Annotated in this window: 24 protein-coding genes, 2 tRNA genes and 1 pseudogene; 14 read left to right on the top strand and 13 right to left on the bottom strand. The window is 70.0% G+C overall.

All coding sequences use genetic code 11. The annotated features are described in order from the left end of the window. Positions 1-761, top strand: a pseudogene (locus VSH64_RS38615) (sulfite exporter TauE/SafE family protein). On the opposite strand, the gene VSH64_RS38620 reads toward VSH64_RS38615, so the two are convergent. Together VSH64_RS38620 and hisC are read right to left on the bottom strand one after the other, a co-directional pair. Beyond that, positions 747-1658, bottom strand: a complete 912-nt coding sequence (locus tag VSH64_RS38620) for a helix-turn-helix domain-containing protein (RefSeq protein WP_326567692.1) — start codon at positions 1656-1658, stop codon at positions 747-749. The pseudogene VSH64_RS38615 and the gene VSH64_RS38620 overlap by 15 nt on opposite strands. Positions 1659-1751: 93 nt before the next feature. Beyond that, complete coding sequence (hisC, locus tag VSH64_RS38625) at positions 1752-2804, bottom strand: histidinol-phosphate transaminase (protein ID WP_326567693.1); 1053 nt, start codon at positions 2802-2804, stop codon at positions 1752-1754. A gap of 113 nt (positions 2805-2917) precedes the next feature. Here hisC and VSH64_RS38630 point away from each other — a divergent pair, with 113 nt between their 5' ends. The 5 genes from VSH64_RS38630 to VSH64_RS38650 all read left to right on the top strand — a co-directional run bounded on the left by VSH64_RS38630 (position 2918) and on the right by VSH64_RS38650 (position 7623). Further along, positions 2918-3550 carry a dienelactone hydrolase family protein gene (locus VSH64_RS38630; protein WP_326567694.1) on the top strand — a complete coding sequence of 211 codons (633 nt, stop codon included), beginning with the start codon at positions 2918-2920 and terminating at the stop codon, positions 3548-3550. Between the two features lie 47 nt (positions 3551-3597). Next, entirely contained in the window at positions 3598-5589 is a 1992-nt protein-coding gene (locus VSH64_RS38635; protein WP_326567695.1) for an acetoacetate--CoA ligase, read from the top strand. 42 nt (positions 5590-5631) lie between these two features. Beyond that, positions 5632-7341 carry a phosphatidylglycerol lysyltransferase domain-containing protein gene (locus VSH64_RS38640; protein WP_326567696.1) on the top strand — a complete coding sequence of 570 codons (1710 nt, stop codon included), beginning with the start codon at positions 5632-5634 and terminating at the stop codon, positions 7339-7341. Between the two features lie 76 nt (positions 7342-7417). Then, positions 7418-7507: transfer RNA gene (locus tag VSH64_RS38645), tRNA-Ser, on the top strand. A 42-nt stretch (positions 7508-7549) separates the two neighbouring features. Next, positions 7550-7623: transfer RNA gene (locus VSH64_RS38650), tRNA-Arg, on the top strand. Positions 7624-7788: 165 nt separating this feature from the next. Here VSH64_RS38650 and VSH64_RS38655 read toward each other — a convergent pair. Further along, positions 7789-8676, bottom strand: coding sequence for a LysR substrate-binding domain-containing protein (locus tag VSH64_RS38655; RefSeq protein ID WP_326567697.1), 888 nt, complete (start codon positions 8674-8676; stop codon positions 7789-7791). 75 nt (positions 8677-8751) lie between these two features. Here VSH64_RS38655 and VSH64_RS38660 point away from each other — a divergent pair, with 75 nt between their 5' ends. From VSH64_RS38660 to VSH64_RS38680, 5 genes are read left to right on the top strand one after another with little or no spacing between them, the layout of a single operon-like run. After that, entirely contained in the window at positions 8752-9930 is a 1179-nt protein-coding gene (locus VSH64_RS38660; protein WP_326567698.1) for an acyl-CoA dehydrogenase family protein, read from the top strand. Continuing rightward, entirely contained in the window at positions 9927-11114 is a 1188-nt protein-coding gene (locus VSH64_RS38665) for a CaiB/BaiF CoA transferase family protein (RefSeq protein ID WP_326567699.1), read from the top strand. The genes VSH64_RS38660 and VSH64_RS38665 overlap by 4 nt, the downstream gene beginning before the upstream one ends. A 34-nt stretch (positions 11115-11148) precedes the next feature. Continuing rightward, complete coding sequence (locus VSH64_RS38670) at positions 11149-11727, top strand: RNA polymerase sigma factor (protein ID WP_326567700.1); 579 nt, start codon at positions 11149-11151, stop codon at positions 11725-11727. Beyond that, a complete protein-coding gene (locus VSH64_RS38675) occupies positions 11720-12841 on the top strand; it encodes a CU044_5270 family protein (RefSeq protein WP_326567701.1) in 1122 nt (373 codons plus the stop codon). The genes VSH64_RS38670 and VSH64_RS38675 overlap by 8 nt, the downstream gene beginning before the upstream one ends. Before the next feature lie 2 nt (positions 12842-12843). Beyond that, positions 12844-13080 carry a DUF3040 domain-containing protein gene (locus tag VSH64_RS38680; RefSeq protein WP_326567702.1) on the top strand — a complete coding sequence of 79 codons (237 nt, stop codon included), beginning with the start codon at positions 12844-12846 and terminating at the stop codon, positions 13078-13080. Here VSH64_RS38680 and VSH64_RS38685 read toward each other — a convergent pair. Beyond that, positions 13077-13619, bottom strand: a complete 543-nt coding sequence (locus VSH64_RS38685; RefSeq protein WP_326567703.1) for a CGNR zinc finger domain-containing protein — start codon at positions 13617-13619, stop codon at positions 13077-13079. The genes VSH64_RS38680 and VSH64_RS38685 overlap by 4 nt on opposite strands. 134 nt (positions 13620-13753) lie before the next feature. Here VSH64_RS38685 and VSH64_RS38690 point away from each other — a divergent pair, with 134 nt between their 5' ends. Beyond that, a complete protein-coding gene (locus VSH64_RS38690) occupies positions 13754-14737 on the top strand; it encodes a zinc-dependent alcohol dehydrogenase family protein (RefSeq protein ID WP_326567704.1) in 984 nt (327 codons plus the stop codon). 1107 nt (positions 14738-15844) lie between these two features. On the opposite strand, the gene VSH64_RS38695 is transcribed toward VSH64_RS38690, so the two are convergent. From VSH64_RS38695 to VSH64_RS38710, 4 genes are all read right to left on the bottom strand, one after another. Beyond that, positions 15845-16423: a hypothetical protein gene (locus VSH64_RS38695; protein ID WP_326567705.1), complete on the bottom strand. Its 579-nt coding sequence runs from the start codon at positions 16421-16423 to the stop codon at positions 15845-15847. A gap of 65 nt (positions 16424-16488) precedes the next feature. Next, a complete protein-coding gene (locus VSH64_RS38700) occupies positions 16489-17025 on the bottom strand; it encodes a sigma-70 family RNA polymerase sigma factor (protein WP_326567706.1) in 537 nt (178 codons plus the stop codon). A 78-nt stretch (positions 17026-17103) separates the two neighbouring features. Beyond that, the gene (gene tsaA / locus VSH64_RS38705; RefSeq protein WP_326567707.1) at positions 17104-17511 is read right to left on the bottom strand and encodes a tRNA (N6-threonylcarbamoyladenosine(37)-N6)-methyltransferase TrmO; all 408 of its coding nucleotides are present in this window, start codon (positions 17509-17511) and stop codon (positions 17104-17106) included. A gap of 144 nt (positions 17512-17655) precedes the next feature. Beyond that, positions 17656-18666: a carbon-nitrogen hydrolase family protein gene (locus tag VSH64_RS38710; protein WP_326567708.1), complete on the bottom strand. Its 1011-nt coding sequence runs from the start codon at positions 18664-18666 to the stop codon at positions 17656-17658. Positions 18667-18819: 153 nt separating this feature from the next. Here VSH64_RS38710 and VSH64_RS38715 point away from each other — a divergent pair, with 153 nt between their 5' ends. Together VSH64_RS38715 and hypF are read left to right on the top strand one after the other, a co-directional pair. Continuing rightward, entirely contained in the window at positions 18820-19749 is a 930-nt protein-coding gene (locus VSH64_RS38715) for an AraC-like ligand-binding domain-containing protein (RefSeq protein WP_326567709.1), read from the top strand. 13 nt (positions 19750-19762) lie between these two features. Then, entirely contained in the window at positions 19763-22006 is a 2244-nt protein-coding gene (gene hypF / locus VSH64_RS38720; RefSeq protein WP_326838149.1) for a carbamoyltransferase HypF, read from the top strand. Here the strand turns inward: hypF and hypB are convergent. The 5 genes from hypB to VSH64_RS38745 are packed head-to-tail and all read right to left on the bottom strand — an operon-like array spanning position 21936 to position 25490. Then, entirely contained in the window at positions 21936-22670 is a 735-nt protein-coding gene (gene hypB / locus VSH64_RS38725; protein WP_326567710.1) for a hydrogenase nickel incorporation protein HypB, read from the bottom strand. The two genes, hypF and hypB, sit on opposite strands and share 71 nt — an antisense overlap. A 1-nt stretch (position 22671) precedes the next feature. Next, positions 22672-23001, bottom strand: coding sequence for a hydrogenase maturation nickel metallochaperone HypA/HybF (locus tag VSH64_RS38730; RefSeq protein WP_326567711.1), 330 nt, complete (start codon positions 22999-23001; stop codon positions 22672-22674). Beyond that, positions 23001-24077, bottom strand: a complete 1077-nt coding sequence (gene hypE / locus VSH64_RS38735; RefSeq protein WP_326567712.1) for a hydrogenase expression/formation protein HypE — start codon at positions 24075-24077, stop codon at positions 23001-23003. Before hypE ends, VSH64_RS38730 begins: the two co-directional genes overlap by 1 nt. Then, positions 24074-25201 carry a hydrogenase formation protein HypD gene (gene hypD / locus VSH64_RS38740; protein WP_326567713.1) on the bottom strand — a complete coding sequence of 376 codons (1128 nt, stop codon included), beginning with the start codon at positions 25199-25201 and terminating at the stop codon, positions 24074-24076. Before hypD ends, hypE begins: the two co-directional genes overlap by 4 nt. A 16-nt stretch (positions 25202-25217) precedes the next feature. Further along, entirely contained in the window at positions 25218-25490 is a 273-nt protein-coding gene (locus VSH64_RS38745; protein WP_326567714.1) for a HypC/HybG/HupF family hydrogenase formation chaperone, read from the bottom strand. Positions 25491-25602 lie beyond the last annotated feature (112 nt).

A 25602-nucleotide genomic window follows, 5' to 3' on the forward strand; every position in this document is an offset into this window, starting at 1 on the left:
ATGACGTGGTGGCACGCGGTGATCATCTTTGTCGCCGGGGTGTGGGCCGGGACGATCAACGCGGTGGTCGGGTCGGGGACGTTGGTGACGTTTCCCGTGCTCGTGGCGTTGGGGTATTCGCCGCTCACGGCGACCACGTCGAACGCCGTGGGGTTGGCGCCCGGGACGATCAGTGGGGCGTACGGGTACCGGGCCGAGCTCGATGGGTACTGGGGCACCGTCTGGAGGTTCTCGATCGCGTCGTTCTTCGGGGCGATCGGGGGACGATTCTGCTCCTCACGTTGCCCAAGGACGCCTTCGAGACGATCGTGCCGGTGCTCGTCGGGTTGGCCGTCGTGTTGGTGATCGTGCAGCCGACGGTGTCGAAGTGGGTGCAGAAGCGCCGCGACGTCAACGGCACCGAGCACAAGCCCGGGCCGCTGCTGTTCGGGTTGTTGTTCCTCATCGGCATCTACGGCGGCTACTTCACGGCCGCGCAGGGCGTGATGATGATGGCCGTGATGGGGATGCTGCTGTCGGAATCCCTGCAACGCCTCAACGGAGTCAAGAACGTCCTCGCCGCAGTCGTCAACGTCATCGCCGGCCTGATCTACGCGATCGTCGCCCCGGTGAGCTGGCCCGTGATCGGGTTGCTCGCCGTCGGGTCGACGATCGGAGGGCAGATCGGGGCCAAGATCGGCCGCAAGTTGTCGCCGACGGTCCTGCGCGCGGTGATCGTGGTGATCGGCGTCGCGGCCGTGATCGAACTACTCGTGAAGTGACTCTTGCCCGCGTCGTACTGGCTCGACCGGTGAACCGAACAGCCGACTGCGGTTCTTTTCATGATCACTTGCCACGGTGGCAAGGAACTCTCTGGATCGGTCTGCGTCGAGTGCGAACCCCTTGACCTTTTCGAGTACGTACCGGTATTGGTCAAGGTCTTCGGGGCTCTCGATGTACAGCGAGGTGAACTGGTTTTCGACGTAGACGACCGGTTTGTGGTTCGGGTACTTCAAGAGTCTAAAAGCGGGTCCGAAGACACCTGCCGGGCAGCGGTCAGTCGGGATCACGCGCAGGACCGACTGCGGCTCTGATGAGGCGAAGAGCAGATGAAGTATCTGATCGTGCATCACTTCGGGCTCGGCCACCGGCGCGCGAAGCACTTCTTCGTGGATGTACGTGACGAACCGTGGCGGATTCGGGCGCCGCAGGAACTTTTGTCGATCCAACCGCTTACGGACGGCCGCTTCGCCCATTTCGCCGGTGAACTTTCCGAGCCAGTGGAAAACCGCGCGGGCGTACCCTTCGGTTTGAAGGAGGCCCGGAATCAGCTGCGACTCGTAGTTGATGATTTCACTCGCGGCCGTCTCGGAGCTGATCATCAGTTGCATCTGTTCGCGCAGAAGTCGAAGCCGGTAGCCATCATCGACTTCGTTGATCAAGCGCACCAGGCGAAGGACTTCGGCGCGGGAGGCACCGCAGTTGGCCGCGAACAGCGTCGCGTCGATCTCGGTCACCCCGCGGGCACCGCTCTCCATGCGGCTGATCTTGCTCGCCGAAAACCCCACGCGTTTCGAGAGGTCGGCCGCGGTCAGGTCCGCGCGCACGCGGAGGCGTCTGAGCTCGTCGCCGATTTCGCGCTCGCGTGCGGTGGTGTCTCGTTCGGTTGTGCCCGCCATCGGGCCAAGTTATGCCCGGCGTGATCGATACCGTGAGTGCGACGCGGCAAGATCAGCGGAACGGATGCCGTCCCGCTGATCCGTGCCACCCTGTCAAGCCAAGAACTCCTGCGCCGCCGTCAGGAACAAGTCGTTCTCCTCCGGCGTCCCGATCGTCACGCGGGCGCCCTCCGGGAACGGCCGCACGATGAGCTTGCGGTCGAGCATGTGCTCGGCGAAGGCGGCCGTGCGCTCACCCAGCGGGAACCACACGAAATTGGCCTGCGTAACGGGAATCTCGTAACCCATCCCGACCAACGCCGTGCGCACGCGGTCGCGCTCGCCGCTGATTTCGCGGCAGCGGGCCATGAGTTCGTCGGCGGCGTCGAGCGAGGCCATGGCGGCGACCTGGGCGATGGCGTTGACCGAGAAGGCCACGTACACCTGGCGAAGCGCCTCCGCGATAGAAGCGCACGCCACGGCGTAACCCACGCGAAGGCCGGCCAAGCCGTACGCCTTGGAGAAGGTGCGCAGCACGGCCACGTTCTGGTGCGTGCGCGTGAATTCGACGCCGTCGGGCACGTCGGCGTCCGTGACGAATTCCTTGTAGGCCTCGTCCAGGACCACCAGCACATGCGACGGCACGGCGTCGATGAAGCGCGCCAGCTCGTCGTGCGTGAGGACGGTGCCGGTGGGGTTGTTGGGGTTGCAGACGAAGATCAGCTTCGTGCGGTCGGTGATGGCCGCGAGCATCGCGTCCAGGTCCAACCCGTGCGACGAGGTCAGCGGCACCTTCACGGGCTGCGCGTGCGCCACCTGCGTGACGATGGGATACGCCTCGAAGGAGCGCCACGCGAACATGGCCTCGTCGCCGGGACCGCAGACGGCCTGGATCAGCTGCTGGCACAGGGAAACCGAGCCGCAGCCGACGGCGAGGTGCTCGATCGGCACGTCGAGGTCGGCGGCGAGGCGCTCGCGCAGGGCGTGGGAGCCGCTGTCCGGGTAGCGGTTGACGTCGCCCATCGCTTCGGTGATGGCGGCGCGCACGCTGGGCAGCGGGCCGCCCGGCACCTCGTTGCTCGCGAGCTTGATCGCGCCTTGGATCGTCCGGCCGGGGACGTACTTCGGCAACGAATCGAGGTCGGGGCGCGGTGCGAGGGACGGCATCGTCGGTTCTCCTCGGGTCTGGCGGGACGGCCTGGTCACCGTATCTCGCGACGTCGGATCAACAAAGTTCCCGAGGGTTCCCAATGTTCACCTCGAGGTGATTGCATGAGTCGATGACGTCGACGAGCACCGTGGATTACCAGCGTACCGACGGCCGCGCCCTGCGCCTGACCTTCGCGGAACCCGACGGTGCTCTACGCGGCGGCCTCGTTGTCCTGCACGAAGGCGACGGGGTCACCGACGGCGTGGTGCTGCTGGTCGCGAGCCTCGCGAACGAAGGCTGGCTCACCGTCACCCCGCACATCGACGGCGGCGCGAAGCTCACGCAGCAGGACCTGCTCGACGCGACGGACATCACACTCGAATGGCTGGTCGAACGCGGCGTCGAGGCCGATCTGCGCGGCGTCGTCGGCTTCGATCTCGGGGGTACGGCGGCGCTGGTCGTCGCGTCGCACCGCCGGCTCGGGGCGGCGGTGAGCGTGGGCGGCCAGCGCGTGACGGAGCTGCCGCGGCTGCTCGACATCGCCGGGCACGTGACGAGCCCGTGGCTCGGCATGTACGGCGACGCGGGCGACGAAGCCGGGGGCGCCGAAGTGGAGCAGCTGCGCGAAGCGGCGGCTTCGGCGAAGGTGGCCACGAACGTCGTGCGCTACCCCGGCGCCAACCACCGCTTCGACGCCGACCCGGGCGCGGCCGAGGAAGCCTGGCAGCGCACGTTGGACTGGTTCGACGCCCATCTGCGGTAACCCGCAAGACGGTGGCCGGTCCCGTTAGCCGCAGTTAACATCGGCGGGTGACCCAGAATGCCGATGTTCCCGAAGTGCTCTGGCGACCCGACCCGAGCCGCGTGTCCGACACCCGCATCGAAGCGTTCCGCCGCTGGCTGCGCGACGAACGCGGCGTGGAAACCGGCGACTACGACTCGCTCTGGCGCTACTCCGTGGAACACGTCCCGGAGTTCTGGGCGGCCGTCGCGGAGTTCTCCGGCGTGCGCTGGCACGAGCAGCCGCGCGAGGTCCTGTCGGGTGCGATGCCGAACGCGAAGTGGTTCGACGGCGGCACGCTGAACTACGCGGAACACGCGCTCACCCCCGGCGTCGCGGGCGCGCCGAAGGGCGACGACGAGCTCGCCGTGATCTTCCACCGCGAAGACGGCTTCGCCGAGCAGCTCACGTACGGCGACCTTCGCGCGCAGGTCGCGGCCGCGCGGGGTGCGTTGAAGGCGCTGGGCGTGGTGAAGGGCGACCGCGTGGTGGCGCTGGCGCCGAACTGCCCGCAGACGCTCGTCGCGTTCCTGGCGGCGGCGTCGCTGGGCGCGATCTGGTCGTCGTGCTCGCCGGACTTCGGTGTGCGCGCGATTTCCGACCGCTTCACGCAGATCGAGCCGAAGGTGCTCATCGCCGTGAACGGTTACGCCTACAACGGCCGCCAGTTCGACGTCACGCCCACCGTCGAGCGGTTGCGCGCGGAGATCCCGTCGCTGAGCGCGACCGTATTGGTGAAATACGTGGGCGAAGGGACCGTTGACGGCACCTGCGACTGGAACGCGATGCTCGCCGAACACGCCGGCACGCAGCTGGCGTACGAGCCGGTGGAGTTCGCGCACCCGCTGTGGGTGCTCTACTCGTCCGGCACCACGGGCCTGCCGAAGGGGATCGTGCAGGGCCACGGCGGGATCGTGGTCGAGCACCTGAAAGCCCTGTCGCTGCAAGCGGATCTCGGGCCGGGCGAACGGTTCTTCTGGTTCACCACCACCGGCTGGATGATGTGGAACTTCCTCATCTCGGGCCTGCTCGTGGGGTCCACGATCGTGCTCTACGACGGCAGCCCGGGCCACCCGGACCTCGACGTGCTGTGGCACCTGGCCGAGCAGCACCGCATCACGTACTTCGGCACGTCGGCGCCGTTCATCCAGAGCTGCCTCAAGGCGGGGCTGGAACCGTCGGCGCGCTACGACCTGAGTGCGTTGCGCGCCTTGGGTTCCACGGGCGCGCCGCTCTCGGTGGAAGGCTTCCGCTGGATCGCCGACAAGATCGGCAAGACGGTGCAGATCTGCTCGGTCTCCGGCGGCACGGACCTGTGCGCGGCGTTCGTGGCGGCTTCGCCGGACGTGCCGGTGTGGCTCGGCGAGCTGTCGTGCCGGGCGCTGGGCGCGGCCGTGGTGTCGTACGACGAGGCCGGCAACCCGCTGGTGGACGAGGTCGGCGAGCTGGTGATCACCGAGCCGATGCCGTCGATGCCCGTGTATTTCTGGAACGACCCCGACGGCACGCGGCTGCACGAGGCGTACTTCGACATGTACCCCGGCGTCTGGCGCCACGGCGACTGGATCCGCGTGACCCGGCGCGGCTCGGCCGTGATCTACGGGCGCAGCGACTCCACGCTCAACCGCGGCGGCGTGCGCATGGGCACCGCGGAGTTCTACCGCGTGGTGGAGGCCTTCGACGAGGTGGCCGATTCCCTGGTCGTGGACACCTCGGCGGCCGGCAACGACGACGGGCAGCTGCTCTGCTTCCTGGTGCTCGCGCCCGGCGCGGTGCTGGCGGAGATCGAGCCGAAGCTGCGGAAGGAGCTTCGTAGCGCTCTGTCACCGCGACACGTTCCCGACCGGTTCGTGGTGGTCGGCGAAATCCCCCGTACCTTGAACGGTAAGAAATGTGAGGTACCGGTGAAGAAGATACTCTCCGGAGTCGCGCCGGAGAGGGCTGTGAGCAGGGACGCGCTGGCCAACCCGGCCGCGTTGGTCCCGTTCACGGAGCTCGCTGGGGAGCTCGCCGGGCGGTGACGAAGCAGGGGGAAGCATGGCTGGGCCGTACGTGTTGCACGCGTGGTGACGGGGACGCGCGCGCAACACACGTGGCAGGTGGCGGGGGTCACGACCGTCAGGGCGATCACCTGGGTGACCAGGCTCGCCGGGCTGCTCACGCTACTTTCCGTGGTGGTTCCGGCCGGCCGTAACCTGCGTGGCCACCTGGCCGAGTGGCTCGAACTGCCGCAGGAGGCCACGGTCGGGGCCGCGACTGTGGCCGTGGTCACGGGCGTGTTGCTGATCATGCTCGCCGCCGGGCTGCGGCGCCGGAAGCGGCGCGCGTGGCAGCTCGCGGTGGGCTTCACGGTCCTGTTGACCTTGTCACACCTGGGGCTGCGGCACGTGTTCGGCGCGGGCCTGGTGTCGGTGGTGCTGCTGGTGGGGCTGATCGTGAACCGGCGCTACTTCGTGGCCGAGCCGGACCCGACCACGGGCCGCTGGCGGGCCGTGCGGGTGTTCCTGCAGCTCGTGGTGGCCGGGTTCGTGATCAACGTGGCGCTGCTCTCGGTGGCGTCCGGGCGAATGCTCGAGCCGCTGAGCTTCCCCGACCGGCTTTCGCAGTCGGGGCTGGCGCTGGTGGGCGTGAGCGGCCCGGCCGTGTTCCACGGGCTGTGGCTGGAGGACCTGTCGGCGGCGATCGGGCTGCTGTTCAGCATCGCGGCCGTGCTCGTGGCGGGCTACTTCCTGCTGCGCTCGGCCGAACCCGCGCCGCGGCTGTCCGATGAGGAGCTGGCGCGGCTGCAGGCGCTGATCGCCGAGCACGGCGACCGCGACTCGCTGGGCTACTTCGCTCTGCGGCGCGACAAGTTCGCGGTGTTCTCGAAAACCGGCAAGGCGGCCGTGACCTACCGCGTGATCGCCGGCGTGGCGCTCACGTCGGCCGATCCGCTGGGCGACCACGAGGCCTGGCCCGGCGCGATCGAGGAGTACCTGGAGATCTGCAAGCGCAACGCGTGGGTGCCGGCGGCCATGGGCGCGTCGGAACTCGGCGCGACGGTGTGGGCGCGCTTCGGGCTGGAGGTGCTGGAGATCGGCGACGAGGCCATCGTGGACACCGCCGGCTTCACCCTCGACGGCCGCATCATGCGCGGCGTGCGCCAGGCGGCTTCGCGCACGCGGCGGGCCGGCTACAAGGTGCTGGTGCGCCGCTCGGAAGACCTGCGGCCCGGCGAGCTGGACGAGCTGGTGCAGCTCGCCGCCGCCTGGCGCGGCACCGAGACCGAGCGCGGCTTCTCCATGGCCCTGGGCCGCATGGGCGACCCGGGCGCGGTGATCGTGACGGCCGAGCAGGGTGGGCGCGTCCGCGGTGTCCTGCAGTTCGTGCCGTGGGGTGAGCGCGGGTTGTCGCTGGATGTGATGCGCCGTGACCGCTCGGCCGACAACGGCGTGAACGAGCTGATGATCTCGGAGCTCCTGGCCTTTTCGCGCGAGCACGACATCGACCACGTGTCACTGAACTTCGCCGCCTTCCGCTCGCTCATGGAACAAGGCCAACGCATCGGCGCCGGCCCCGTGGCGAGGATCTCGGCGAAAGTCCTGCACTTCTTCTCGCGCTGGATCCAGATCGAAAGCCTGTACCGCTTCAACGCCAAGTTCCAGCCCCGCTGGGTCCCGCGCTACCTCGTGTACCCGGGCGTGCGCGAACTCCCGCGCGTTGGCATCGCCACCTTCGAAGCCGAAGGCCTCGGCGGCCGTTCCCCCTGGTTGCGGCGCTTGCTGCAACGCTGATCTTCACTTTCGGGGGGTGCCTACGGAGGGTTTCGGGGGGTGTGTAAGCTATCTGGGCAGTGGTCGACAAGGCCCAGGAGGCTTCGCCTAGTCTGGTCTATGGCGCCGCACTGCTAATGCGGTTGGGGGTAACCCCCCCTCCCGGGTTCAAATCCCGGAGCCTCCGCTGGTGCCTGTTTCGGCAGGTGCTAGGTTAACAACTGAACAAGCGCCCGTAGCTCAGCTGGATAGAGCATCTGACTACGGATCAGAAGGTCAGGGGTTCGAATCCCTTCGGGCGCACGTCTGGTTGAGACAGCAGTACCAAGAAACCCGCCGGAGACGGCGGGTTTCTTGCTGTCCAAGGGTCTTTGTCCGTCGAGGACGCTGTGAGTCGGCTGCCGGGTCTGGTCAGGCACCACGTACGCCAAGGCTGTCTCGCCGGTATTGCCGGGGATCGAGCCGCGCTCAGTTCTGCAGCGCCAACAGTTCGTCGAGCACCGCGCGGAGTTCGGGCCTGCGGTCGTCTCGGCGCCAGGCCGCTCGAAGGTCCACGTCCTGCGTCGGTGCGTCGAGTGGGACGAACGCCACGTGGGGGTCGGTGACGTTGCGGGCCACCGAGGCGAGCGTGAGGTGGGTGCCCACCTGGGCGCTGACCAAGGCGAGCGCGGTCTGGGTGTCGGGGGCGATCTGCACGACGTCGGCGACGAAGCCGGCGCCGTGGGTCAAGCGGCGCAGGCGATCGGGCAGCACGGCGCCTTCGTGGGGTGGCAGGGAGACGAAGGTGTCGCCCTTCAGCTGGGCGATCGCCAGGCGGTCGGCGGTGGCCAACGGGTGGGTGTCGGGGAGGGCGAGCACGAGCGCGTCGGGCATCACGACTTCCGCCGCGATCTCGGTGGGCACCACGTCCCAGCGGCCGAGTGCGATGTCGGTGTCGCCTTGTACGAGCTTCTTCATCGCGGGCTGGGCGAAGTTCTGGCTCGAGAGCTCCAGCCGGATGCCGGGGCGGCGCGCCCGGACCAGGCGCGCGAGCTGCGCCACCAGTGGGTGGGTGGAGACGCCGGCGAACGCGATCCGCACCAGCCCGACCTCCCCGTCGCCGGCTGAGCGCACGGCCGATTCGGCGCGGCGCAACGCTTCCAAGACGTCCCGCGCCGGTTCGAGCAGCGCGTGGCCGCCCGCGGTGAGGCTCACGGACCGGGTGTTGCGGTCGAACAGGCGGATGCCGAGCTCCCGCTCCAGCTGCTTGATCGTGCGGCTGAGCGGGGGCTGGGCGATGTGCAGCCGCTCGGCGGCGCGGCCGAAGTGCAGCTCTTCGGCCACGGCGAGGAAGGACCGCAGCTGCTGGACGTCCATAATTGCGATGATGATATCGCACAAGGACGGATTAGGTATTGGACTGATATCAATCGCCGTTCGATAGTGATGGTCATGTACTCCGGCAACCCCGACGTCCCCGACGACGTGTTCGCGGACGTTCTCAGCCAGGTCAACGACTTCGTCCGCACCAAGGTCGTGCCTCGCGAGGTCGAGATCATGACCACGGACGCCATCCCCGCCGATCTCCGGGCCCAGGCCGCGGAGATGGGGTTGTTCGGCTACGCGATCCCGCAGGAGTGGGGCGGGCTCGGCCTCGACCTCGTGCAGGACGTGGAGATCGCGATGGCGCTGGGCTACACCTCGCTGTCGCTGCGCTCGATGTTCGGCACCAACAACGGCATCGCCGGCCAGGTCCTGGTCGGGTTCGGCACCGACGAGCAACGGGCGCGGTGGCTGCCGGGGATCGCGTCCGGCGAGGTCGTCGCGTCCTTCGCGCTGACCGAACCCGGGGCCGGCTCGAACCCGGCTGGGCTGCGCACCACCGCGAAGCCGGACGGCGACGGCTGGGTCATCGACGGCGGCAAGCAGTTCATCACCAACGCGACCGAGGCCGGGCTGTTCGTCGTGTTCGCCCGCACCCGGCCGGCGTCGGACACCGGCACGGGCATCGCGGTGTTCCTCGTGCCCGCCGACGCGCCGGGGATCACGGTGGGCCCGAAGGACGCCAAGATGGGCCAGGAAGGCTCGCGCACCGCCGAAGTCACCTTCGCCGGGGTTCGCGTCGGCCCGGAAGCGCTGGTCGGCGGCGACGGTGAGGTCGGGTACAAGGCCGCGATGACGTCGCTGGCCCGCGGGCGCGTGCACATGGCCGGGCTCGCCGTCGGCGCGGCTCAGCGCGCCCTCGACGAGTCGGTGGCCTACGCCGCCACCGCGACCCAGGGCGGTACGCCGATCGGCGACTTCCAGCTGGTGCAGGCGATGATCGCCGACCAGCAGACCGGCGTGCTCGCCGGCCGCGCTCTCGCCCGGGAGGCCGCGCGGCTGTACGTGACCGGCGAGGACCGCCGCATCGCGCCTTCGGCGGCGAAGCTGTTCTGCACCGAGATGGCCGGCAAGGTCGCCGACCTCGCGGTGCAGGTGCACGGCGGCAGCGGCTACCTGCGTGAGGTGCCGGTGGAGCGCATCTACCGCGATGTGCGGCTGATGCGGCTCTACGAAGGCACCAGCGAAATCCAGCGCCTGATCATCGGCGGCGGGCTCGTGCGCGCCGAGAAGAAGAAGCAGCGGTGACGCGCCCCCTCGACGGCGTCACGGTCGTCTCGATCGAGCAGGCCGTGGCCGCCCCGCTGGCCACGCGCAACCTCGCCGACCTCGGCGCGCGCGTGATCAAGGTCGAGCGGGTCGACGGCGGTGACTTCGCGCGGGCCTACGACCACGTGGTCCACGGCACCGGCGCGCACTTCGTGTGGCTCAACCGCGGCAAGGAATCGCTTGCGGTGGACCTGAAAACGCCCGAGGGCCGTGACGTCGTGCGCCGGCTGGTGGCCCAGGCGGACGTGTTCCTGCAGAATCTCGCGCCGGGCGCCGCGGAGCGTCTCGGCTTCGGCGCGGAAGCACTGCGGGCCGAGCACCCCGAGCTCGTGGTGGTGAACCTGTCCGGCTTCGGCGCGGGCGGCCCGATGGAGCACCGCAAGGCCTACGACATGCTCATCCAGGCCGAGGCGGGGCTCATCGCGATCACCGGCACCTCGGAGACCCCGGTGAAAACCGGCATTCCGACGTCCGACATCGCGTCGGGCATGTACTGCGCGCAGGCCGTGCTGGCCGCGTTGCTGCGGCGCTGGCGCACCGGCGAGGGCGCCACCGTGGAGGTCTCGATGTTCGAGGCCACCGTCGAGTGGATGGGATACGCGCTCTACACGCGGATGTACGCCGGCACCGAGCCCGCCCGCATGGGGCTGAGCCACAGTTCGATCGCGCCCTACGACGCGTTCCCGACCAGCGACGGCCAGGTGCTGATCGGCGTGCAGAACGACTCCGGCTGGCGCACGTTGGTCACCTCGGTGCTCGACGCCCCGGAGCTCGCCGACGATCCGCGCTTCGCCACCAACGTGGCCCGCGTGGCCCACCGCGCCGATTGCGACGCCGCGATCGCCACGCGCACCGCGCGCCACACCAGCGCCGAACTCGACGAACGCCTCGCCGCGGCGGGGGTTCCCGCGGCGCAGCTCAAGGACGTCGGCCAGGTCGTGGACCATCCTCAGCTGCGGGCGCGCGGACGCTGGCGCAAGATCGGCACCGAGTTCGCGGCCGTCGACGCCCTCCTGCCGCCGGCCACGTTCGCCGACGTGGAGGCCGAGATGGGCGACGTCCCGGCACTCGGCCAGCACACCCACGCCCTCCTCGTCGAGTCCGGCGTGGCCGCCGAGGACTTCCTGGCTCGCGGAATCGCGGTGCAGGCCCGGGTGCCGTGAACGTGGGGCGCGCCTGCGGCTAAGAACAACCGTGATGAGCGTGATCGACGAGGCCGGCGGTGGACCGCACCCGAGCGAGGAGGGGCGGCCCGACTTGAGCGGGGAGCCGCCGGGGCGGGAGTTCGAGGACCTGTTCACCCGGCACGCCGGTGAGCTGTACCGCTACCTGTCGCGGTGGGTGGGGGCGGCGGCGGACGACCTGGTGGCGGACACGTTCGTCGCGGCGTTGAAGGGGCGGGCCACGTACGAGCCGGCCCGCGCGACGGCGCGCGCGTGGCTGTTCGGGATCGCCACGAACCTGCTCCACACGCACCTGCGGTCGAAGAGCCGCGAGAGCACGGCGACCGGGCGGCTCGGGTCCTTCGTGGCCACGGACGTCGAGAGCCACGAGCGGCGCGTGGTCGAGCGGCTGGTGGCCGAAGACGACGCGCGGGCGCTCGCCACGGCGTTGGCGGCGTTGAGCGCGGACGACCGCGACGTCCTGCTGCTCACTTCCTGGGCCCGCCTCGATTCGAACGAGGTCGCGGCGGCGCTGGGCATCCCCGTCGGCACGGTGCGGTCGCGGCTGCACCGCGTGCGGCGGACGTTGCGGGTGAGGCGGAACCATGACTGAGGGAGCACGGGTGCACTCGATCTTGACCGACGCCGAACTCGATGAAGCGCTGGCGGCGTTGAGCCCGGCGTTGCCGTTCGACGATTCGGTGGCGGAGCGGATTCGGGCCAAGGCCGGGTTGGCGCCTGGACTGGCGGTGGGCCTCGCGGCGGGCCGTGTGAAGGAGCGTGGCAGTCGGAAGCGGTGGTTCGCCGCGGCGGCCGCGGTGGTGGTGCTGGCCGTGGGGGCGGTGGTGGTGCGGCCGTTGCTGGGCGGGGACTTCACGCCGGTGGCGAGCGCGGCCGCGGCGCGGGATCTGGAGCGGGCCGCGACGTTCGCCGAGGGGCAGGGTGAGCCGGGGCCGGGGGAGTTCCTGTACGTCGAGTACCGCGAGGCGAGCCTCGGCAGCGCGAGCACGCGGACGGGCCAGCTGTTGACGGCCGTGTTCGACACGGAGTCGCAGGTGTGGATTCCGGCGGACCGCGCGCAGGAGTGGCTGAAGCGCACCACGCCGCACGGGCCGCAGCGGTGGCTCGTGGGGTCGGCCGAGCTCGCGCGCACCGAGGGCGACGGCGGGCTGCTCGATCCGACGACGCTCGCGCCGAGCGAGGTGCGCGCGCCCTGTGGTGATTTTCCTGGCTGGAACGGCGAAGTGAGCGCTCACCTGGTGGAGGGTGACTGCTCGGCGGACTCCGGTGACTGGGGTCATGTCACGCCGCAGTTTCTGACGGGGCTGCCTACGGATCCGCAACGGCTGTACGCGCGGATGCTGGCCGACGCCGGGAACCGGCCGGAGGAGGTGGTCAGTCTGGCCGCGACGGTGCTGCGGTCGGGGCAGGCGGATCGTGAGCTGCGGACCGCGCTGCTGCGGGCGTTGATGCTCGTGCCCGGTTTGGCCGTGACCGATGGCGAGGCGAACCTCGACGGGCGGGTCGGTGTCGGGCTGGGGTCGGTGCAGGGTGAGGTGCGGGCCGAGATCGTGGTGGATCCGGCGACGGGCCGGTACCTCGGTGACCGGGACGTGCTGCTGAAGCCGGGAATCGGGATGTGGCAAGGGATTCCGGCCGGAACGGTGATCAGCTCGTCGGCGGTGGAGACGGCGGTCGTGCCCGGGATCGGCGTCGGCCCGCGGTGACGTTGACGCGCTTCGAGCGCCGGCGGTTGCGGGAGATCGAGCGGGGCGTGGATCCGGAGTGGGCGCGGGTTTTCGAGGGTTCGTCCAAAAAGGACCGCCGGCGGCGGGTGGCGGTGCGGGTGGTGGTCGATCTGGCCGCGATCGCGGTGCTGGTTTCCGGTGCCGTGGCGGTGTCGATGCCGACGTTGTTCTTGGGCGCGGTGCTGGCCAATGTCGCGGTGTGTTGTCACCTCGCCTAGCGCTGCGTGGCCTTGCGGGCGCGGTGGTTCGCGACGTTGGTGCGGTTGCCGCAGATCTCGTAGGAGTGCCAGCGGCGCGTGCGGCTGCGGGTGGTGTCGTAGAAGACCGCGCTGCATTCTTCGTTGGCGCACAGGCGAAGGCGGGACCAGGTGCCGTCTTCGACGAGCGTGGCCACGTGGAGCGTGATGCCGCCGACCACGGTGTCGCCGGTGCTCTGGCGGGGGGTGACCTTGCCGGGGGTCGAGAAGTCCTGGGTGAACGTGACGCCCGACGTGCGTCCGGTGAACGTGGCCCAGGCTTCGGTGGGATCGTCGCCGGTCAGCACCGTCATCAGGGCGGCCCGCAGGTCGCGGACCAGCTTGAGGCGCTTCGGCGGGATCGGGGTCTCGTCCTGGCCGAAGGGGCTTAGCAGGGCGCGGGCGAGGCCGGCGTCGTCGAGTTTGTCCTCGTGGACGGTGTACGCGCGGGAGTTGAGCAGGTCCACGATCGCGGCCGCGGTGGCCGGGACGGGCGCCTCCGCCGTCGTGGAACTGGGCATGACGCCAGTGTAGGTGAAATGGTCTTTCGGGCAAAGGCCTTTACGTCGATGCGGCGGACCGTGTAGAACCGTAATGGTCAACTTTCCGAAGGCGATTACTTCTCCTTCCAGGCAACCGACAGGGGTTACCTCGCATGAGCAAGCTCGTTCTCACCGGTGTCGGTGACGTCGACACCACCGTCCGCCTCGACGTCAACCCCGACCTCACGCTCGGGGCCACCGACGCGCTGGTGACCTTGGAGGCCGCGGCCCTCAACCCGGCCGATTTCCTCTTCGCCCTCGGCTGGTACGGCGTGTATCCGCAGGTACCGAGCGCGATCGGCTTCGAAGGCGTCGGCCGGGTCGCGGCCGTCGGCGCCGAGGTCGATCAGTCGCTGGCCGGCAAGCGGGTGATCTTCCTGCCCGTCGGGACGCCGGGCGTCTGGGCCACGCAGGCCGTGGTGCCGGCGCGCAACCTGGTCGTGGTCCCCGACGCCGCCGACGCGCGGCAGCTGGCCATGCTGTCGGTCAACCCGGCCACGGCGTACCTGCTGCTCAACCGCTACGTCGACCTCCAGCCCGGTGACTGGATCGGCCAGAACATCGCCAACTCGGCCGTGGGTCAGCTCGTGGTCGCGCTCGCCCGGCGGGCCGGGGTGAAGACGCTGAACGTCGTGCGCCGCGAAGAAGCCGCGCAGCAGGTGCGCGACCTCGGTGGTGACGTCGTGCTGGTCGACGGTGAAGACCTCGGCGACCGCGTGAAGGCGGCCCTGGGGGGTGCCGAACTCAAGCTGGTCCTCGACGGCGCCGCCGATGCCACCGCCGCCACCTTGGCCACGGCTCTCTCCGCCGGCGGCACCGTGGTCGGGTATTCCTCGGCGACGGGTGAGCCGGCGAAGCTGCCCCTGGGTGACGTGATCTACCGGGAGCTCAATCACCGGGGCTTCTGGATCACGAACTGGGCGCGGACGGCTTCTCGGAAAGAGGTCGAGCGCGTGTACGGCGAGCTGGCTGGGCTCGTGGTGGCGGGTGAGCTGGGCGCGGCGGTCGAGGCCGTGTACTCGCTGGAGGACTTCCAGGCGGCGTTCGATCACGCGCGTAAGGCTGGTCGGGCGGGGAAGGTTTTGTTCACGTTCTGACGGGGGCTTGTCGTTCTTACCCGTTAAGACGACCGGTCACATTAGCGGTGGGTTGCCAGCACCGGTGACCTGCTGATGACCGGGGCCGGCTTGGGGAGGGCTGGTCGAACGGCAGCACATCGTGTTCGTGTTTCGTGTTATGGCACGACGATCAGGTTGGCTTGCGGGTAAGGCGGACGCCCAGCCGGCGGTCGGCTACCCGCAGGCCCGGCGGACCGCGGCTGCCACCTACCTCAGGTGGCACCCGCGGTCCGAGGCCGAGGAGGGTGCGGCGAATCCGTTGCCCGCCAACGATTCCCCTTGGCCTACAGGTACCCAGGCGCTCAGGCGATGGCCGGGCCTGGAGGGTAGGGGGCGTCGCTGACCTCCGATTGCATCCGCGCCTACCAAGGCCATTGGAGATCGGCGAACCCGCCAAGCACCACGGCTTTCCGTTGGTTTGCGGGCAGCCCGGCGGTCGGCTACCCGCAGGCCGAGGCCAAGGTGAATCTGGCGGATCCGCGAAGCCTCAAACTCCGCGTTCGCCTGCGGGCCGTCCGGTGCCCTGCCGGCGGCTGGCCATCTGCGGGCCTGGCGGACTGCGGGTGCCACCGACGTCCGGTGTCGTCCGCGCCGACCCGAGGTCCTGGTGAGCGCGGCGAATCAGGTACTCCTCAACGATTTCCCGTTGTCTTGCGGGTGGTCGTGCGGCCAGCCTGCGGTCGGATACCCGTGGACCTGGCGAACTGCGGGTGTCACCCGACTCCGGAGACACCCGTAGCCCCGAGGCCACGGTGGGCGCGGCGGGTCCGCTGAGCCTCAGCGATTCCCGTTCGCCCTACGCGCAGCGGGGCGCTCAGGCGGCGGTCGGTTACCCGCGGGCCTGGCGGGCTGTGGTGTCACCGCCTCCGGTGGCACCACAGCCACCCAAGTTCGGTGTGGGCGCGGCGGATCCGCTGAACCCCCACGATTCCGCGTTGGGGTTCAGCGCAGCGGGGCGCTCGGTCGGCGATCGGCTTCCCGCAGGCCCGGCGGACCGCGGGCGCCACCGTCCTCCGGCGGTGGTGCCCGCACCCACCCGAGGTCAAAGCAGGCGCAGCGAATCCCTTACACCCCAACGATTCCCCCTCATACCCCCGTTCGCACGAATTCGTGCCCCGACATGTCCTCCAGGGTCACCGCGGCGATCTCCGACGCCGGCACGCTGGCCGACCCGTACAGCTCGGCGCCGGGGCCCTTGGCGGCCGCCCAGAATTGCCAGCCGCCGGTGGGTTGGCGGGTGCCGTCCTTGGCGACGATGACCATGCGGCAGCGGGTGCCGTCGGGGAGGCCCTGGACGTGGGCTTCCACGCGGGCCCAGGCGCCGACCGGGGTGACCTCGGCGGTGAGGTGGGTGGGGCCGGCCGCACCGGTGAGCAGGAGCGGGGCGGGATGGGGGGCGACGGCGAGGTCGGGGTCCGGAGCGGCGGCCGGGAGCAGCGGCGGGGTGGTGCCGGCCTGGCCGATGAGGGCGCCGAGGCCCAGTGCGGCGGCCGCCACGACCACGGCGGCCGTGGCGGCCAGCGTTCTGCCGCGCCGGCGGGCGCCCGAGGCTTCGGTGCGGATCTGCCGCAGCGTGCGTTGCAGTAGCAGGTCCGCGTCGTCGGGCGGGCCGTCGAGGAGAAGCTCGGGCGGTACCGCCTCGAGGAACTCCTGCATCTCGCGCACTGATTCCACCTCCTTCCGGCAGTGCTCGCAGGTCGTGACATGGGTGGGGTCGAGCGGGTCGTGGTTCATGCGGCACCGACCGGTTGCGGGCTGCCGAAGGACTCGCGCAAGGCGCGCAGGGCGCGGTGCGAGCGCGACTTCACGGTGCCGGCCGGGATGCCGAGGTGCGCCGCCGTTTCCGGCACGGTGTGGCCGCGCAGGTACACCTGCTCCAGCACCTCGCGGTACTCCGGCGACAAGCCGTCGAGCGCCTCGCGCACCACGATCGAGTCGACCACCGCCGTGGAGTGGTCCCGGGAGACCGCCACGGTCGTCGGCGATTCGGCGACCTCCGTGGGCCGGGCCGCTCGGGCGCGGGCCCGGTCCACGACCAGGTTGCGCACCACCGTGAGCAGCCAGGCCCGCACGGACCTCGAACCGTCGGTGACCCGCTGCGGGTTGCGCCACGCTCGGACCAGCGCCTCCTGCACCACGTCCTCGGCCGCCGCGCGGTCGCCGAGCAGCCGCGTGGCGTAGGCGAGCATCGCCTTGCCGTGTTCGGCGAACAACGTCCGCACGAGTGCTTCGTCGGCCACCTGCCGACGCGTCCGCGTCCCGGTCATCTGTCCTCACCCTGCCTTGTCCGTTGCCCTGAAAACGGACGCCGACCAGCGGGTGGTTCACCCGGCGCGAAGATTTTTCTAGCCATCGTCGACAGAGCGCACCGGCTTCACGTCCACCACGGGCGTGCCGTCGACCGCTTCGAGCTGCGACACGAGCACGCGCAGCCCGTGGACCTCGAGGATCTCCGCGCGGTGCAGCCCGATCGGGTTCGGCCGCGCGGGTGAGCGCGTGCTGAACACGCCCGCCATCGCACGGGCCGGATCGCTGCGCGGGCGCACGGACAGCACCGAGCGGTCGGCCAGGTGCAGCCAGGTGAACACCAGCACTTCCTGCCCTGGTCGCAGGTCACGTAGGCCCTCGGCGACCGAGGGCTCGAACACGAGCCACGCGGGCGGCGCGCCTTCGTCGGGTTGTTTGGGTGCTCCGTCGAGGTCCGTCAGCGCGGATTCGACGTGGGCGATGGGGCTGAGCTCGAAGGGGATCATGCCTCGGAAGCTACCGCCGCCGGCCGACAGGAACCGGCCGCGAAGCCGAAAACCGCCACGGTTGTCCACATCCTCCGAATGGCTGTGGACAACCGTGGCGACCCGGCGGCAGCGGGGGAAACCGCCGAGTGATCAGAAGCGTGGTCAGACCGTGGCCGGCTCGGCCGGGATCTCCTCGATCTGTTCCGGCGCCGGGCGGGATTCCTCAACCGGACGCCGCGGCGTGCGGTTCAGCAGCAGCCGCGTGACGTCCGGGCGCGAGTAGTGGCCCACCGGGTCCGCGGCCGCCTTCGCGAGCGGGATCGCCGAGAGGTCGATGTCGGCGTAGAGCAGGCCTTCCTCGTCCTCCGCGAGCGGCTCGGCGAGCGGGCTGCCGTCCGGGCCGAAGATGCGCGCGAAGCCGCCACCGCGCTGCAGCAGCTGCTCCTTCAACGGTGTGTCGCAGAACAGCGCCATCCCGGCGTCACCCACGATCGCGCAAGGCGCGATGACAAAACACTGTCCCTCCACCGCATACATGCGCGAAGCCGACGTGTTCACTTCGGAGCCGAGCGCGTACGCCGCTCCCTTGTAGACGGAGAAGCTCGGCCACGAAGCCACGTGCACCTGCTCGTCCATGCCGTACATCGCGTACTTCGTGAGTGGCTGCAGGTGCTCCCAGCAGCACAGCGCGCCGACGCGGCCGACCCCGGCGACGTCGTGCACCACCAGGTCCGAGCCGTCGCCCTCGCCGTACACCGTGCGCTCCACGTGCGTCGGCTTCAGCTTGCGACGCGCGCCGATCAGCTCACCGGTGGAGGAAATCGTGGCCTGGGCCATGTACAGGCTGCCGCCCGAACGCTCGGAGAAGCCCATCACCACGTTGATGCCGTGCTGCTTCGCGCCGTCGAGCAGCCGCTGGAACCGCGGGCTGTCGAGGTTGATCGAGTTTTCGTGGTAGCGGCCCACGAACTGCATGCCCCACGCGGGCGAGTCGAGCCAGAGCCACCACGGGTAGCCCGGGATGAACGTCTCCGGGAACGCGATGAGGTCCGCACCGGCCCGGGCCGCTTCGCCCATCAGCGCGATCGACTTGTCGATGGTCGCGTCGGCGTCCAGCCACACCGGCTCCGCCTGCACGGCCGCTGCCTTGAAAGAGCCCGAGTAGGTGATCACGCGCTGTCCTTCCCTTCGCCTGCTTGTTCGGCCGAAGGTAGGAGCGCCCGCGGGCAGTGGCTTGCCTCACAGTGCACCGGGGGTTGACGGAGAGCGCACGGCTGGTGTGTCGCGCCCGGATCAGCGCATACTTGCTGCTCAGGTGGTGGTGCGATGAGCATGGTGCTGACAACCGACACGCAGCCGGAGGCCGAACGGGTGGCTTTCTGGCACGAGGTCGTGTGCCGTTCGTTCGTGCCGCTCAACGTCGCGACACCCGACGCCGACGCGTTCTCCGGCTCCGTCGCCAACGACCGCCTCGGCCGGCTCCAGCTCTCCACCGTGCACGCGGCGGCGCAGCGCGTGCGCCGCACGCCGCGGCTCGTGGCCGAGGCCGGCGACGAGTTCGTGCTGCTCGGCCTGCAGAACCTCGGCCCCGGCGTGGTGACCCAGGACGGCCGCCGCGCCGTGCTGCACCCCGGTGACCTGGTGTTCTACGACGCCGCGCGCCCGTACGAGCTGTGGTTCCCCGGCGAGTTCGAGATGAAGGTGTTCATGGTGCCGCGCCGGTTCCTCGGCGTCGCCGACGCCGACCTGCACCGCATCACGGCCACCGCGCTGCGGCCCGATTCCGGCGTGCCCGCGCTCGCCTCGCCGTTCCTGGCGAAGCTCACGGCGGCCGACGGCGTGGCCGGCGAACGGCTCGCTGCCTCAGCGCTGAACCTGCTGGAGTCCCTGGTGCTCGACGGCGCCGCGACCCCCGAGCCGACGCAGCTGCTACGGATCCGCGCGTTCATCGCCGAGCACCTCGGCGAGCCCGATCTGTCGCCGGCGTCGATCGCGGCCGCGCACCGGATTTCCGTGCGCTACCTGCACAAGCTCTTCTCGGCCGAAGGCGTGTCCGTGGTGCGCTGGATCCAGCAGCAGCGGCTCGCCGAATCACGCCGCGACCTGGGCCGCACGAGCGCGACGGTGGCCGCCGTCGCGCACCGCTGGGGCTTCTCCGACGCGGCGCACTTCAGCCGTTCGTTCAAGGCGGCGTACGGGGTTTCACCGCGCGAGTGGCGGCTCGCGTCCGCACCCGAACAGGCCGGCGCGGACTGAGCCGGTGGCGCTCGTGCGCTTCGCGGTGCGCGTCGACGGGGTGGTGCAAGGCGTGGGGTTCCGGCCCTTCGTCCATGGCCTCGCGCGGCGGTTCGGGCTCGCCGGCTTCGTCGGCAACGACAGCCGCGGGGTGTTCGTGGAGGTCGAGGGGGCGCGACGCGACCTCGACGCCTTCGTGACGGCGCTGCGGGCCGAAGCGCCGCCGTTGGCCGTGGTCGACGACGTGCGGGTGGGCGAAGTGCCGGCCACGGGGTCGAGCGGCTTCGAGATCGTGGCCAGTCCGGTCGGCGGCGAGGCGGCGACGTGGGTGTCCGCGGACAGCGCGACCTGCGCGGACTGCCTGGCGGAGCTGCGGGATCCGGGGGACCGGCGCTACCGGTACCCGTTCGTCAACTGCACGAACTGCGGGCCGCGCTTCACGATCGTGCGCGGCGTGCCCTACGACCGGCCGCTCACGACCATGGCCGGCTTCGCGCTGTGCGCGCAGTGCCGGCAGGAGTACGAAAATCCGGGTGACCGGCGGTTCCACGCGCAGCCCGTGTGCTGTCCGGCGTGCGGGCCACGACTGGTGTTCTCGGGCGGCGGCGAGCCGATCGCGTCCACTGTGGACGCACTCGGCGCCGGCGCCGTGGTGGCGGTGAAGGGACTCGGCGGTTACCACCTCGCCGTGGACGCGATGAACGAACCGGCCGTGGCCGCCCTGCGCGGCCGGAAACACCGCGAGGACAAGCCGTTCGCGGTGATGGTTCCCGATCTCGCCGCCGCCCGCGAGATCGCCGACGTCGACGAGCTCGCCGCGGCCGTGTTGACCGGGCGCCGGCGGCCGATCGTGCTGCTTCCGCGCCGCGCGAACGGACCGCTCGCGCCCTCGGTCGCGCCCGGCAACCGCCGTATCGGGGTCATGCTGCCGTACACGCCGCTGCACCACCTGCTGCTCGGCGATCTCGGCCGGCCGATCGTGCTGACCAGCGCGAACGTGTCCGACGAGCCCATCGTCTACCGCGACGAAGACGCCTTCGCCCGGCTCGCCGGGATCGCCGACGCCTTCCTCACGCACGACCGGGCCATCCACACGCGAACCGACGACTCCGTGGTGCGGGTGTGGCGCGACCGGGTGCAGTTGCAGCGCCGTTCGCGTGGTTACGCACCCGAGCCGGTGCCGCTGCGCCCACGGCTCACCGAGCACATCCTCGGCTGCGGCGCGGAACTGAAGAACACGTTCTGCCTGGCCAAGGACACCCACGCGGTCCTCTCCCACCACGTCGGTGACCTCGACAACTACGAAACGTTCAAGGCGTATGAGACCGGCATCGCGCACCTGCGCGAGCTGTTCGCCATCGCGCCGACGGTGGTCGCCCACGACCTGCACCCCGAGTACCTGTCCACGAAATACGCGCTGGACCTGGAACGCGTCGAACTCGTGGGGGTGCAGCACCACCACGCCCACATCGCTTCCTGCCTCACCGACAACGGCGAAACCGGCCCGGTCCTCGGCGTCGCGTTCGACGGCACCGGCTACGGCACCGACGGCACCCTCTGGGGCGGCGAGTTCCTCCGCGCCGACCTCACCGGGTTCGACCGCCTGGCGCACCTCACGCCCGTCCGGCTGCCCGGCGGCACCACGGCGATCCGCCAGCCCTGGCGCATGGCCGCCGCGTATCTCGACGCCGCGGGCATCCCGTCGAAAGCACTGCGAGCCCGGCACGAGCACCAGTGGGACCACGTCGTCCACCTCGCGCGCACCGGCCTGGCCTCACCGCTGACGTCCAGCGCCGGCCGGCTGTTCGACGCCGTCGCCGCCGTCCTCGGTGTCCGCGACGAGATCAACTACGAAGGCCAGGCCGCCGTCGAGCTGGAACAACTCGCCGATCCGGCCGAACGCGCTGCTTACCGCTGCGCGCAGACGCCGGAGGAACTGTCCGGTGTGGACTTGCTCCGAGCAGTCGTCGAGGACCTCAACGCCGGCACCGCCCGCCCGATCGTCGCCGCCCGCTTCCACAACGGCGTCGCCGAAGCCATCACCGAAACCTGCGTCCGCCTCAGGGACACGACAGGGCTCACGACGGTCGCCCTGTCCGGCGGCGTCTTCCAGAACCTCATGCTCCTGGAACGAACCACCACGTCCTTGGCCGACCAGGGTTTCCGCGTGCTCACCCACTCCCGCGTGCCCACGAACGACGGCGGGATCAGCCTCGGCCAGGTCGCTGTCGCAGCCAGCCGTACCACTCTTCGAGGCCGTCGCCCCGAGTCGCGCTGATCTCCACCACGCGCGCGTCCGGGTTCACGTGGCGCAGGTCGTGCAGGAACTCCGGCACCGAGAACGACACGTACGGCAACAGGTCGATCTTGTTGAGCAGCACCAGATCCGTCGACGCGAACATGTGCGGGTACTTCAGCGGTTTCCCCGGCCCCTCGGTCACGGACATGATCACCACGCGCGCCGCCTCGCCCAGATCGAACAACGCCGGGCACACGAGGTTCCCGACGTTCTCCACGAACACCACCGAACCGCGCGCCGGCGCCAACGTGTCGAGCGCGCGCGAGAGCATCGTCGCGTCGAGGTGACAACCGGCGCCGGTGTTGATCTGCACGACCGGCGCGCCGGAGGCCTTGATGCGGTCGGCGTCGAGCAGCGTTTCCTGATCGCCTTCGACCACCGCGAGCGGGGTCGAACCGCCCAGCTCGTGCACGGTCTGTTCCAGCAACGTCGTCTTGCCCGCGCCGGGCGAGCTCATCAGGTTGACCGCGAAGATCCCCAGCTCGGCGAGCCGGGCCCGGTTGTGCGCGGCCAGGTGGTCGTTCTTGGCCAACACGTCCTGCTCCAGCACCACCGTGCGCGAAGCCTCGGCGTGGGAATGATCAGCGTGCGAATGATCAACGCGCACCGAGGCCGAGTCCGAACAACCACACGTCGCACACATCTCAAACCACCTCCACCGACTTGATGCGCAGCTGCCGCCCCGTCAGCACCTCGACGTTCGCGCTGCCACACGGACACAGCAGGATCGGGTCGTCGATCCCGAACTCCGCCCCGCAGTCGCGGCACGAGGCCCGCCCGGGCGGCTCGTCGATCTCCAGTTCCGCCCCGTCCAGCGACGTTCCCGCGCACACCACGTCGAAGCAGAACCGCACGCTGTCCGGCACCACCCCGGACAGCCGGCCGATCTCCAGCCGCACACTGCGCACGGCCTGCGACCCCAGCCGCGAGACGATCGCGTCCACGACGCTCTGCGTGATCGACATCTCGTGCACTAGCAGATCCTCGGCAGCGGGTCGCCCACCAGCATGTCCACGATCCGCGTGCCGCCGAACGCGGTGTTCAGCAGCACCAGCCCCGGCGGGTCGTCGGCCACGCGGCCGATCACCGCCGCCTCCGCGCCGAGCGGGTGCGACCGCAGCGCGGCCAGCGCGGTGTCCACCTGCGTGCCGTCCACGAACGCCACGATGCGGCCCTCGCACGCCACGTACAGCGGGTCGATGCCGAGCAGCTCCGACGCACCGCGCACCTCGTCGCGCACCGGCACCGCGTTCTCGTCCACGATCACGGAGACCTGTGCACCGGCCGCGACCTCGTTGAGGATCGTCGCCACGCCGCCGCGGGTCGCGTCGCGCATCGCGTGCACGCCGGGCACCGCGGCAAGCAGCCCGGCCACCAGCCCGTGCACGGGTGCGGTGTCGGACTCGATGTCCGAGTCGATGTCCAGCTCGCCGCGCGCCAGCATGATCGTGACGCCGTGGTCGCCGATCGGCCCCGACACCAGCACCGCGTCACCCGGCCGGACCGAGGTCACGCCGAGCCCGGAGCGGATGGAGACGCCGATGCCGGCGGTGTTCACGTACACGCCGTCACCCTTGCCGCGCTGCACGACCTTCGTGTCCCCGGTGACGATCTGCACGTCGGCTGCGAGCGCCGCCGCCTTCATCGAGTCGACGATCTTCAGCAGGTCCTCGACCGGGAACCCTTCCTCGAGGATGAACCCCGCCGTGAGGTACAGCGGCCGGGAGCCGGACACCGCGAGGTCGTTGACCGTGCCGTTCACCGCCAGATCGCCGATGTTGCCGCCGGGGAAGAACAGCGGTGACACCACGAACGAGTCCGTGGTGAACGCCAGCTGTGCCCCGCCGATGGCCAGCGCGGCCGCGTCCTCCATCGGCTCCAGCAGCGGGTTGCGGAACGCGTCGAGGAACACCGCCTCGATCAGCGTGTGCGTGGCCTTGCCGCCCGAGCCGTGGGACAGCGTGATGCGCTCCTCGCGCACCTTCGCGCGCCGCCGCCGGGCGCGTTCGATGCGGTCGAGCACCTGCTGCTCGCGTTCCGTGGTGGTCATGCGTGGCTCGCCTCCCGCACGCGCTTGCGGCTGAACCGGCCGAAGTTGTAGTAGGCCGCGCACGCGCCTTCGGGTGAGACCATGCAGGTGCCGATCGGCGTCTCCGGCGTGCAGGCCGTGCCGAACACCTTGCACTCCCACGGTTTCAGCACCCCCTTGAGCACCTCACCGCACTGGCACGCCTTGGGGTCGGCGACGCGGACGCCGGGCACGTCGAAGAGGCGTTCGGCGTCGAAGGCGGCGTACTTCTCGCGCACGCGCATCGCCGAGTGCGAGATGAACCCGAGGCCGCGCCACTCGAAGTACGGCCGCAGCTCCATCACCTCGTTGATCACCTTGAGCGCCACGAGGTTGCCGTCCCACGGCACCACGCGCGAGTACTGGTTCTCCACCTCGGCGCGGCCTTCGGCCAGCTGCACCATCAACAGGTAGATCGACTGCAGGATGTCCAGCGGCTCGAACCCGGCCACCACCACGGGCTTGCCGTAGTCGCGGGCGATGAACTCGTACGGCCGGCAGCCGATCACCGTGGACACGTGGCCCGGGCCGAGGAACCCGTCGAGCCGCAGGTCGGGCGAGTCGAGGATGGCCTTGATGGCCGGCACGATCGTGACGTGATTGGCGAACACCGAGAAGTTCGGGAGGCCTTCGCCGGCCGCGCGCAGCAGCGTCATCGCGGTCGACGGCGTGGTCGTCTCGAACCCGATGGCCATGAAGACCACCTGCAGGTCTGGGTTCTGCCGGGCGATCTTGAGCGAGTCGAGCGGCGAGTACACCATCCTGATGTTGGTGCCCTCGGCGTTGGAGTCGAAGAAGTTCCCGCCCGAACCCGGCACGCGCATCATGTCGCCGAACGAGGTCATCAGCACCCCGGGCCGGCGGGCGATGCTGATCGCGTCGTCGATGCGGCCCATCGGGATCACGCACACCGGGCAGCCCGGGCCGTGCACGAGCTCGACGCTCTCGGGCAGGTAGTCCTCGAGGCCGTGTTTGTAGATCGTGTGCGTGTGGCCGCCGCACACCTCCATGAACTTGTAGTGCCGGCCGGGCTCGCACAGCGCGGTGATCTTCGCGGACAGCGCCCGCGCCTTGTCCGCGTCCCGGAACTCGTCGACGAACCGCATGGCCCCTCCTTGTCGATCAGTCGATGCGAGACTCGAGAAGCGCCGCCATCTCGTCCTCGTACGCCTTCCCGATGCTCTCCAGGAACTCCAGCGCCGCGGCGGCTTCCGCCTCGTCTATTTTGGACAGTGCGAACCCGACGTGGATGAGGATCCACTCACCGGGCACGGGTGGGTCGTCGGCGAGCAGGCCGATGTTGATCGCCCGCTTCACCCCGCACACCGAGACCTTCGCGAGGTCCGGACGTTCCTCGCTGATCTCGATGATCTCGCCCGGGATGCCGAGGCACACGGTTATTTCCGGCTCATGTCGACGTAACGCTGCACATCCGGCTTCACCTGGCTGGCGACCCACGCCACCACACCGATGAGCACGATCAGCAGCAGCAACCGCTTGAACATCG

It is taken from the genome of Amycolatopsis rhabdoformis (assembly GCF_035918295.1).
Taxonomy (GTDB): Bacteria; Actinomycetota; Actinomycetes; order Mycobacteriales; family Pseudonocardiaceae; genus Amycolatopsis; species Amycolatopsis rhabdoformis.